Consider the following 9744-nt stretch of genomic DNA (forward strand, 5'->3'; position numbering starts at 1 on the left):
CCCGGGACGGCGCGGGCGGGCGACGCGGGTCGTCCCGCCCGGCGTCCCCGGCCCGCCTGGAAGCCGCCTGGCTCGGCAGAGCGGTCGGCTGCCTCTTGGGCAAACCGGTGGAGAAACTCCCCCTCACCGCCATCCGCGAACTCGCCCGGGCCGCCGGAAACTGGCCCCTGGCCACCTACTTCACCGCCCGCGGCGTCCCCCGGGACCTCCTCACCCGCCACCCCTGGAACCGCCGCTCCGCCTCGACCTCCCTCGCCGAGAACATCGACGGCATGCCGGAGGACGACGACCTCGACCACGCCCTTCTCGTCCTGCTCCTCCTCCAGCGCCACGGCCGCGCGTTCACCACCACCGACGTGGCCCGCGTCTGGCTGGACGAACTCCCCGCCGGCCGTACCTTCACCGCCGAACGCGTCGCCTACCGCAACCTCCTCAGCGGCCTGGAGCCCCCGCTGACCGCCCGTCACCACAACCCCTTCCGCGAATGGATCGGCGCCCTGATCCGCGCGGACGTGCACGGCTGGACCAACCCCGGCGACCCGGCCGCCGCCGCCGGGCAGGCCCACCGCGACGCGACATTCACCCACACCGCCAACGGCGTCTACGCGGCGATGTTCACCGCCGCCGTCATCGCCACCGCCGCCACGGGCGACCATGACGTCCACGCCTGCCTGCGCACCGGCCTCACCGTGGTCCCACCCCGCTCCCGCCTCGCCCGGGCCGTCCGGCAGGCCATCGAACTGGCCCACGCCCACGCCGACTTCACCACCGTCGTCGACCTCCTTCACGAGACCTACGCCGCCACCCACCACTGGGTGCACGCCATCCCCAACACCGCCCTGATCGCCGCGGCGCTCACCCACGCCGACGGCGACTTCACCGGCTCCGTCTGCCGCGCGGTCTCCGGCGGCTGGGACACCGACTCCAACGGTGCCGCCGCCGGCAGCGTCGCCGGCCTGCTCGCGGGGTCGCCGCACGCGCTCCCCGAACGCTGGACGGCACCGTTGAAGAACCGCCTGGCCACCTCCGTGGGCGACTTCAACGGCACCGGCTTCGACACCCTGGCCCATCTGACCCATCTGGAGGCCTCCCGCCCATGACGCCCTCCGACCCGGCCCCCGCCGCGGCGCCCCCGGCCCCCTCCCCCTCCCCCACCTCCGCCGACGCACCGCTGACCGGCCTGCGCGTCCTGGACCTCGCCACCCTCTTCGCCGGCCCCCTCGCCGCGACCCTGCTCGGCGACTTCGGCGCGGAGGTCGTCAAGGTCGAGCATCCGAGGAAACCGGACCCCTCCCGCGGCCACGGCCCGTCGAAGGACGGAATCGGCCTCTGGTGGAAGATGCTCGGCCGCAACAAGCGCACCATCACGCTGGACCTGTCCACCCCCGGCGGCCGGTCCACCCTCCTGCGGCTGGCGGGGACCGCCGACGTCGTCGTCGAGAACTTCCGCCCCGGCACCCTGGAGAAGTGGGACCTGGGCTGGCCCGAAGTGTCCGCCGTGAACCCCCGTCTGGTCCTGGCCCGGGTCACCGGCTTCGGCCAGTTCGGCCCGTACGCGCACCGGCCGGGCTTCGGCACCCTCGCCGAGGCGATGAGCGGTTTCGCCGCGATCACCGGCGAACCGGACGCCCCGCCGACCCTCCCTCCCTTCGGTCTGGCGGACTCCATCGCGGGCCTGACCACGGCGTACGCGATCATGACGGCTCTCGCCGCCCGCGACCGCACCGGGGAGGGACAGGTCGTCGACATGGCCCTGATCGAGCCGATCCTGACCGCGCTCGGCCCGCAGCCCACCTGGTACGACCAGCTCGGCCACGTCCAGCCCCGCACCGGCAACCGCTCCCAGAACAACGCCCCGCGCGGTACCTACCTCACCGCCGACGGCACCTGGGTCGCCGTCTCCACCTCGGCCCAGTCGATCGCCGAGCGCGTGATGGTGCTGGTGGGCCGCCCGGACCTGATCGACGAGCCGTGGTTCGCCAGCGGTGAGGACCGGGCCCGGCACGCGGACGTCCTGGACGAGGCGGTCGGCGGCTGGATCGCCCGGCACACCCGTACCGACGTCCTGGCGGCCTTCGAGAAGGCGGAGGCGGCCGTCGCCCCCGTCCAGGACGTACGGGACGTGATGACCGACCCCCAGTACCAGGCCTTGGACACCATCACCACGGTCGACGACCCCGAGCTGGGCCCGCTGCGCATGCAGAACGTCCTCTTCCGGCTCTCCGCCACCCCGGGCGCGATCCGCTGGGCCGGCCGCCCGCACGGCGCGGACACCGAGGCGGTCCTGACCGAACTGGGTCTTGACCCGGACGACCTCGCGGAGCTGCGCGCGGAGGGCGCCCTGTGAGGGGCTTCCCGCTGACCTGGCTGTACGCGCCCGGCGACCGTCCCCCCGTGGTCGCGAAGGCGCTGGCCTCGGGGGCCCACGTCGTGGTGATCGACCTGGAGGACGCGGTGGCTCCCGACCGCAAGGCCTACGCCCGGTCGGCCACCGCCGAGCTGCTGCGCGATCCCCAGCCGGTCCCGGTCCACGTCCGCGTCAACGCCCTTTCCGGCCCCTGGGGGCGCGCCGACCTCGAGGCCGTCGCCCCGGCCCCCGGACTGTCCGGTCTGCGGCTGCCGAAGGTGTCGTCCCCGTCCGACGTCGTACGCGTCGCACGCCGGGTGGTGTCCGCACGCGGTGGAGTGCCGCCCCTGTACGCCCTGCTGGAGTCGGCCCTCGGCATCGAAAGCGCCCACGCGGTGGCCACCGCCCATCCGTCCCTGCGCGGTATCGCCATCGGGGAGGCGGATCTACGGGCCGACCTGGGCGTACGTGACGACATCGGCCTCGACTACTCCCGCTCGCGGGTGGTCGTCGCCGCGCGGGCGGCGGGTCTGCCCCCGCCCACCCAGTCCGTGCACCCGGACACCCGTGACCTGGACGGTCTGATGGCCTCCTGCGCCCGGGGCCGCGCCCTGGGCTTCCTGGGCCGCGCCGCGATCCACCCCCGGCAGCTCCCGGTCATCGAGCGGGCCTACCTGCCCTCGGAGCAGGAGATCGAACAGGCGGAGACCGTGCTCAAGGCGGCCGCCATGACCCAGGGCGCCCAGGCCCTCCCCGACGGCACCTTCATCGACAAAGCAGTGGTAACCACAGCCCACCGCACCCTGACCCTCCCCCAGACCCCCTAGCCCCCCACACCCTCCGCGGGCAATCGTGCCGCAGGGCGATGGGGGTCCCCCCGCTCGAGCGAAGCCGAGAGTGGGGGAGGGCGGGCGCGACGGCACCTCCGCACCTCCGCACCTCCGCACCTCCGCGGGCAATCGTGCCGCAGGGCGATGGGGGTCCCCCCGCTCGAGCGAAGCCGAGAGTGGGGGAGGGCGGGCGCGACGGCACTCCGCAACCGCCGGGTCGCGCGACACCCCCGCCCGACACACACCGAGGGCGCCCGGAAAACCCGAGCGCCCTCGACGTCGTACAACAGCCCGGTCAGCCCTTCTTCGCCGACCCGGCCCCGTCCTTGGAGTCCTCGGAGGACTCGGAACCTCCGGAAACCTCAGCACCCTCGGAGCCCTCAGCACCCTCGGAGCCTTCAGAGGAGCCCTCGGAACCGCCTTCCGACGACTCGCCGGCGGCAGCCGCGTCCCCCTCCCCAGGAGAAGCCGCACCCCCGTCGGAGACGCCCGGCTCGATCTCTTCCTCCCGCCCCGGCCGCTTCCGCGCGGACAGCACGATGTACAGCACCGCCAGCAGGAACACCAGGATCGAGGTCCAGTTGTTCAGCCGCAGGCCAAGGATCTCGTGCGCCTCGTCGACCCGCATGTACTCGATCCAGAACCGCCCCGCGCAGTACGCGGCGACATACAGCGCGAACGCCCGCCCGTGCCCGAGCTTGAAGCGGCGGTCCGCCCAGATCACCAGCAGTGCCACACCCACGCACCACAGCGACTCGTACAGGAACGTCGGGTGGTACGTGCCCGGGACCCGTCCGTCGGCGGAGGAGGTGATCTCCACCGCCCACGGCAGATCCGTGGACCGCCCGTACAGCTCCTGGTTGAACCAGTTGCCCCAGCGGCCGATCGCCTGTGCCAGGGCGATACCCGGCGCGATGGCGTCGGCGTAGACGGGCAGCGCGATGCCCCGGCGCCGGCAGCCGATCCAGGCGCCCACCGCGCCGAAGGCGATCGCGCCCCAGATGCCGAGGCCGCCCTCCCAGATCTTGAAGGCGTCCACCCAGTCACGGCCCTCGCTGAAGTACAGCTGGTAGTCCGTGATCACGTGGTAGAGCCGGCCGCCGATCAGGCCGAAGGGCACCGCCCAGACGGCGATGTCGGCCACCGTGCCGGCTCGCCCTCCCCGGGCGACCCACCGCTTGTTGCCGAGCCAGACGGCGACGAAGACGCCGATGATGATGCAGAACGCGTAGCCGCGCAGCGGGACGGGGCCGAGGTACAGCACCCCGCTCGACGGGCTGGGAATGTAGGCAAGTTCCATGGCAAGGTCGACGCTACCGTGCCGGACCGGCCGCGCGGTGGGCGGCCCGGCAACGGCTCCATAACAGGAACCCCGGAATTCCCGGGAGGATCGGCGCTACCCCTTGTTCGCCTCCTCGACCATCTGCCGGAGCTTCTCGGGGGTCATCGCGCGGTCCGCGTAGATGTTCTTGCCGTCGAACAGCACGGTCGGTGTGCCGCTGAAGCCGCCCTTCTGGAACGCCTCGTGGGACTTGGCGACCCAGCTGTTGTGCGTGCCGTCCTCGACGCAGGCGCGGAAGGCGGGGGTGTCGAGTCCTTCGACCTTGCCGGCCAGGTCGATCAGTCTGTCCTTGTCGGCGAAGGCGTCGTCGCTCTCCACCGGCTGGTTCTCGAACAGCACGTCGTGGTACGCGGCGAACTTCCCGGCGTCCTGGGCGCAGGCTGCGGCGTTGGCCGAGTTGCGCGAGCCGGTGCCGCCCATTCCGCCGTCGATCAGCGTGACCAGGTGGTACTCCACCTTCAGCTGACCGGCCTCGGTCAGCTCATGGATGGTGGGGCTGTAGACCTGTTCGAAGGACTTGCAGGCCGGGCAGCGGAAGTCCTCCCAGACCGTGAGCGTCGCCTTGGCGTCCGGTTTCCCGACCGGGATGGCGGTGCCGTCCTTGCCGAGGGCGCCCGAGGGCGCCACGACCGGGCCCGCCGAGTCGCTCTCGGTGTCGTCGCCGCCGGAATTGGCGGCGACGACACCGATCACCGCCGCGAGCCCCAGGACACAGACCACGCTCGCGCCCACGATCAGGGCGCGCCGTCGCTTGTCCGCCGCCTTCTGCTTCTCGCGCTCGGCCGCCAGCCGCTCCCTGGCGGTGCGCTTTCCCTCTCGCTTCTTCTCGCTCACACCCCGCAGAACGAACCGGGGAGGCGCTCAGCGCCTCCCCGGTCGCAGGTCCACCCGTACGAGGGACCCGTATGACTACCTGCAGAACCGGCCGGGACCCGGCCGGAGCCGGCCAGTCCCCCTGCCGGAACCGGCCCGGTCAGGCCCGCCCGCGCACGCCCTCGGCCAGTTCGCCGGCGAGCGCGCGGACGGCCTCGACGCCGGCCGCGTCGTCCGGGGCGTCCAGCATCCGCTTGACGAAGGCGGAGCCGACGATCACACCGTCGGCGAAGCGGGCGACCTCGGCGGCCTGGGCGGGGCTGGAGACACCCAGGCCGACACAGACCGGGAGGCCGGTGGTGGCGCGGGTACGCCGGACCAGGTCCTCGGCCTGCGCGCCGACCGACTCCCGGGTGCCGGTGACACCCATCAGGGAGGCGGCGTAGACGAATCCGCTGCCGGCCGCGGTGATCTCGGCGAGCCGCTCGTCCCTGCTGCTGGGCGCGACCACGAAGACGGTGGCGAGCCCGTGCTTCTCCGCGTGCTCGCGCCACAGCGCCGACTCCTGCACCGGCAGGTCGGGCAGGATGCACCCGGCGCCGCCCGCCTCGGCGAGCTCGGCGGTGAACCGCTCGACGCCGTAGCGGTCGATGGGGTTCCAGTAGGTCATGACGAGGATCGGCCTGCCGGTGGCCGCGTGTGCCTCCCGGACCGTGCGCATCACGTCCGCGATCCTCACACCGCCGCGCAGGGCGATGTCGTCGGCGGTCTGGATGACGGGGCCGTCGAGGACGGGGTCGCTGTGCGGCAGACCCACCTCGACGACGTCGGCGCCGCCCTCCAGCGCGGCCTTGACCGCCTCGATGCCGCCGTCCACGGTCGGGAACCCGGCCGGGAGGTAGGCGATCAGGGCGGAGCGGCCCTCGGCCCTGACCGCGGCGAGGGTGTCGTCCAGCAGCCGCACGTTCCCGCTCACTTGGCGTCCCCCTCGATCTCGGCGGTGCCGGCCTCGTCGGCGGCGACCTCGGCGTCGGTGTCGTACAGCCCGAAGTAGCGGGCGGCGGTGTCCATGTCCTTGTCGCCGCGTCCGGACAGGTTGACGACGATCAGTCCGTCCCTGCCCAGCTCCCTGCCGACCTCCAGGGCTCCGGCGAGGGCGTGCGCGCTCTCGATGGCCGGGATGATGCCCTCGGTGCGCGACAGCAGGCGCAGGGCCCGCATGGCGGCGTCGTCGGTCACCGCGCGGTACTCGCCGCGGCCGCTGTCCTTGAGGTAGGCGTGCTCGGGTCCGATGCCCGGGTAGTCGAGGCCGGCCGAGATGGAGTAGGGCTCGGTGATCTGCCCCTCGTCGTCCTGGAGGACGTAACTGCGGGAGCCGTGCAGGATGCCGGGCTCGCCCGCGGTGAGGGTGGCCGCGTGCTCGCCGCTCTCGATGCCGTGTCCGGCGGGCTCGCAGCCGATGAGGCGCACGTCCGGGTCGGGGATGAAGGCGTGGAAGAGTCCGATGGCGTTGGAGCCGCCGCCGACACAGGCGATCGCGGCGTCGGGCAGCCGTCCGGCGCGTTCCAGGAGCTGGCGCCGGGCCTCGACTCCGATGACGCGGTGGAAGTCGCGGACCATCGCCGGGAAGGGGTGCGGGCCCGCCACCGTGCCGAAGAGGTAGTGGGTGCGGTCGACGTTGGCGACCCAGTCGCGGAACGCCTCGTTGATGGCGTCCTTGAGGGTGCGGCTGCCGGACTTCACGGCGATGACCTCGGCGCCGAGCATGCGCATCCGGGCCACGTTCAGGGCCTGGCGCTGTGTGTCGATCTCGCCCATGTAGATCGTGCAGTCGAGGCCGAAGAGCGCGCAGGCGGTGGCCGTGGCCACGCCGTGCTGCCCGGCGCCGGTCTCGGCGATGACGCGGGTCTTGCCCATGCGCTTGGTGAGGAGCGCCTGGCCGAGCACGTTGTTGATCTTGTGCGAGCCGGTGTGGTTCAGGTCCTCGCGTTTGAGGAAGATCGTGGCTCCGCCGGCGTGCCCGGCGAAGCGGGGGACCTCCGTCAATGCGGAGGGACGGCCGGTGTAGTGGGCCAGGAGGTCGTCGAGTTCACGGGCGAACTCGGGGTCGGACTTGGCCTTGTCGTACTCGACGGCCACCTCGTCGACCGCCGCGACGAGGGCCTCGGGAATGAACTTGCCGCCGAAGGCGCCGAAGTAGCCTTCGGTGCTCGGGATCCGCCCCTCGGGGTCGGGGATGAAGAAGGTGCTGGGCATGCGGGTACCTCACGGTGAGTTTGTGTCGGGCACGATTCGCCGTGGGGGCGGGGGTTGCCGGCCTGCTTCAGGCCGTGGGTGGCCGGTCGCGCAGTTCCCCGCGCCCCTGAACAGCAGGGTGCTGCCATCGCATGCCGTTGACCTGCCCGGGCTCGTCCCCGATCACGTACCGGACCCTGCGGCCGTGGACCCTGCGTGCGGGAGCGCGGCAGCCGCGCGGGCGGCAGCCTCTCGCCAGGCGCGCGTACGGGTCCCTGGAGGCCGGGGTGATCGGGGCGGTCATCGGGGTCAGCCTACCGGGGCGGATCAGCCGCGGCCGTGGCGGAGGGCCGGGTGCTCGCCCGCCGCCACCAGGTCGGAGACGGCCGTCCTGGGGTCCTTGCCGGTGACCAGGGACTCACCGACCAGCACGGCGTCGGCGCCCGCGTTGGCGTAGGCGATGAGGTCGTGCGGGCCGCGGACACCGGACTCGGCGACCCTGACCAGGTGGGCGGGGACCTCGGGGGCGACCCGCTCGAAGGTGCCGCGGTCCACCTCGAGGGTCTTGAGGTTGCGCGCGTTGATGCCGATGATCTTGGCGCCCGCGTCGACCGCGCGCTCCACCTCGTCCTCGTCGTGCACCTCGACGAGCGGGGTGAGCCCGATGGACTCCGCGCGCTCGATCAGCGACTCCAGGGCCGGCTGGTCGAGGGCGGCCACGATCAGCAGCGCCAGGTCGGCACCGTACGCGCGGGCCTCCCAGAGCTGGTACGACGTGACGATGAAGTCCTTGCGCAGCACGGGGATGTCCACTCGCGCGCGGACGGCCTCCAGGTCGGCCAGCGAGCCGCCGAAGCGGCGCTCCTCGGTGAGGACGGAGATGACGGCCGCGCCGCCCGCCTCGTAGTCGGCGGCGAGTCCGGCCGGGTCGGCGATCGCGGCGAGCGCGCCCTTGGACGGGCTGGAGCGCTTGACCTCGCAGATCACCTTGACGCCGTCGCCGCGCAGGGCGGCCACGCCGTCCTTGGCCGCGGGTGCCTTCGCCGCGCGCTCCTTGAGCTCGTCGAGGCTGACGCGCGCCTGCCGCTCCGCGAGGTCGGCACGGACTCCGTCGATGATCTCGTCGAGCACACTCACGCGAGCGGCCCCCTTCCCTACGGTCGGTCTTCGATGTCACTGGTCACTGCGATGGTATCCGGAGCAGGGAGGATGCCCCGCATCCGGTTGACGCCGGTCCCACCACCCGGACGCTCCACCACGGTGATCAGGGATGCAGCCAGCCGCCGAACGGCAGGTTCCGGACCACCGTGAAGACCAGCAGCGACGCGCCCAGGAACCACAGCAGGACCGGCGGCGGATCGATCCGCAGGGGTGGTCCGCCGCGTGCCGCGCGGACCACCCAGACGGTCCACAGCACGGCGAAGCCCGCGTAGCCGAGGACAGCGGGCGCGTTGGCCTGGAGGGCGGCCAGGAGGTCGCCGTGGGCGACGGCGTGCGCGCTGCGCAGACCGCCGCAGCCGGGGCAGTACAGGCCGGTGAGATGCAGCAGCGGGCAGACGGGGTAGTGACCGGGCTCGTTGGGGTCGACGGCCCCGACGTAGGCGAAGGCTCCGGTGACGGCGGCGAGGAGCCCGGCGGGGACGGCCAGCCGGGCCGTCCTGCCGCCGCCGCGGGGCACGCTGGGGCTGGGGGCGTTCACAGAGTGCATTGTGCCCCGGACGCGGGTCAGGGGCGGTTCCGGCTCCGCCGTGCGGGCCGCCGCCCCTGCTCCTGGGTGCCGGGTGGTGCTCAGCTCCGGGCGCCGGCCGGGGCCGAGTCGCCGGTGGTCCGGTGCACGGGGTGGGCGTCCTTCGGCTGGCCCATGCCCATCGAGCGCATGACGAAGCCGACGACACCGCCGAGGAGGACGACACCCAGGCTCGCCCAGAAGCCCACGGGCTGGTCCATGACCATGAACGCGCCCGCGGCGCAGAAACCGATGAAGGCGATGATGACACCGGTCCAGGCGGCCGGGGTGTGACCGTGGTTGCTGCCCGCCATTGCTTGCTCCTCGTTGCTGTGTCCGTGTCTGAGCAGGGCGCTCCCCACCATCATCCCGCACGACCCGGTCCCGGGTGATCGGGGGTGCCGCCGGGGCGGAGGGGATCCGGTCGAGCGCGGCCGGGTGCGGGGGTGGG

11 protein-coding genes are annotated in these 9744 nt (G+C 73.0%); 3 read left to right on the plus strand and 8 right to left on the minus strand.

Annotation, left to right across the window (positions count from 1 at the left end; translation table 11 throughout):
• The 3 genes from B9S61_RS23720 to B9S61_RS23730 all read left to right on the plus strand — a co-directional run.
• Nucleotides 1-1100, plus strand: a 1100-nt coding sequence (locus B9S61_RS23720; protein ID WP_103544075.1) for an ADP-ribosylglycohydrolase family protein, incomplete at its 5' end; no start/stop codon positions are given.
• Complete coding sequence (locus B9S61_RS23725) at nt 1097-2347, plus strand: CaiB/BaiF CoA-transferase family protein (RefSeq protein ID WP_103544076.1); 1251 nt, start codon at nt 1097-1099, stop codon at nt 2345-2347. The genes B9S61_RS23720 and B9S61_RS23725, both read left to right, overlap by 4 nt.
• Complete coding sequence (locus tag B9S61_RS23730) at nt 2344-3174, plus strand: CoA ester lyase (protein ID WP_103544077.1); 831 nt, start codon at nt 2344-2346, stop codon at nt 3172-3174. The genes B9S61_RS23725 and B9S61_RS23730 overlap by 4 nt, the downstream gene beginning before the upstream one ends.
• A gap of 298 nt (nt 3175-3472) precedes the next feature.
• On the opposite strand, the gene lgt is transcribed toward B9S61_RS23730, so the two are convergent.
• The 8 genes from lgt to B9S61_RS23770 all read right to left on the minus strand — a co-directional run bounded on the left by lgt (nt 3473) and on the right by B9S61_RS23770 (nt 9607).
• Nucleotides 3473-4477, minus strand: a complete 1005-nt coding sequence (lgt, locus tag B9S61_RS23735) for a prolipoprotein diacylglyceryl transferase (RefSeq protein ID WP_103544078.1) — start codon at nt 4475-4477, stop codon at nt 3473-3475.
• Nucleotides 4478-4573: 96 nt separating this feature from the next.
• Nucleotides 4574-5353, minus strand: coding sequence for a thioredoxin domain-containing protein (locus B9S61_RS23740; protein ID WP_103544079.1), 780 nt, complete (start codon nt 5351-5353; stop codon nt 4574-4576).
• A 139-nt stretch (nt 5354-5492) separates the two neighbouring features.
• Nucleotides 5493-6308: a tryptophan synthase subunit alpha gene (trpA, locus tag B9S61_RS23745; protein ID WP_103544080.1), complete on the minus strand. Its 816-nt coding sequence runs from the start codon at nt 6306-6308 to the stop codon at nt 5493-5495.
• Complete coding sequence (gene trpB / locus B9S61_RS23750; protein WP_103544081.1) at nt 6305-7588, minus strand: tryptophan synthase subunit beta; 1284 nt, start codon at nt 7586-7588, stop codon at nt 6305-6307. The genes trpA and trpB overlap by 4 nt, the downstream gene beginning before the upstream one ends.
• Nucleotides 7589-7655: 67 nt before the next feature.
• Nucleotides 7656-7871, minus strand: a complete 216-nt coding sequence (gene trpM, locus B9S61_RS41680; protein WP_103544082.1) for a tryptophan biosynthesis modulator TrpM — start codon at nt 7869-7871, stop codon at nt 7656-7658.
• 23 nt (nt 7872-7894) lie between these two features.
• The gene (trpC, locus tag B9S61_RS23760; RefSeq protein ID WP_103544083.1) at nt 7895-8704 is read right to left on the minus strand and encodes an indole-3-glycerol phosphate synthase TrpC; all 810 of its coding nucleotides are present in this window, start codon (nt 8702-8704) and stop codon (nt 7895-7897) included.
• A gap of 127 nt (nt 8705-8831) precedes the next feature.
• Entirely contained in the window at nt 8832-9275 is a 444-nt protein-coding gene (locus B9S61_RS23765) for a DUF2752 domain-containing protein (RefSeq protein ID WP_103544084.1), read from the minus strand.
• An 80-nt stretch (nt 9276-9355) separates the two neighbouring features.
• Nucleotides 9356-9607 (minus strand): HGxxPAAW family protein, encoded by a 252-nt coding sequence (locus tag B9S61_RS23770; RefSeq protein WP_103544085.1) that lies wholly within the window; start codon nt 9605-9607, stop codon nt 9356-9358.
• Nucleotides 9608-9744 lie beyond the last annotated feature (137 nt).

Origin of the sequence: Streptomyces sp. SM1 (assembly GCF_002910825.1) — a bacterium.
Taxonomy (GTDB): Bacteria; Actinomycetota; Actinomycetes; order Streptomycetales; family Streptomycetaceae; genus Streptomyces; species Streptomyces okerensis.

Excerpts from the sequence above, each read along its gene's own strand:
- B9S61_RS23725 (WP_103544076.1), top strand. The coding sequence starts at position 1,097 with ATGACGCCCTCCGACCCGGCCCCCGCCGCGGCGCCCCCGGCCCCCTCC.
- B9S61_RS23765 (WP_103544084.1), bottom strand. The coding sequence starts at position 9,275 with ATGCACTCTGTGAACGCCCCCAGCCCCAGCGTGCCCCGCGGCGGCGGC.
- trpM (WP_103544082.1), bottom strand. The coding sequence starts at position 7,871 with ATGACCGCCCCGATCACCCCGGCCTCCAGGGACCCGTACGCGCGCCTG.
- lgt (WP_103544078.1), bottom strand. The coding sequence starts at position 4,477 with ATGGAACTTGCCTACATTCCCAGCCCGTCGAGCGGGGTGCTGTACCTC.
- trpB (WP_103544081.1), bottom strand. The coding sequence starts at position 7,588 with ATGCCCAGCACCTTCTTCATCCCCGACCCCGAGGGGCGGATCCCGAGC.
- B9S61_RS23770 (WP_103544085.1), bottom strand. The coding sequence starts at position 9,607 with ATGGCGGGCAGCAACCACGGTCACACCCCGGCCGCCTGGACCGGTGTC.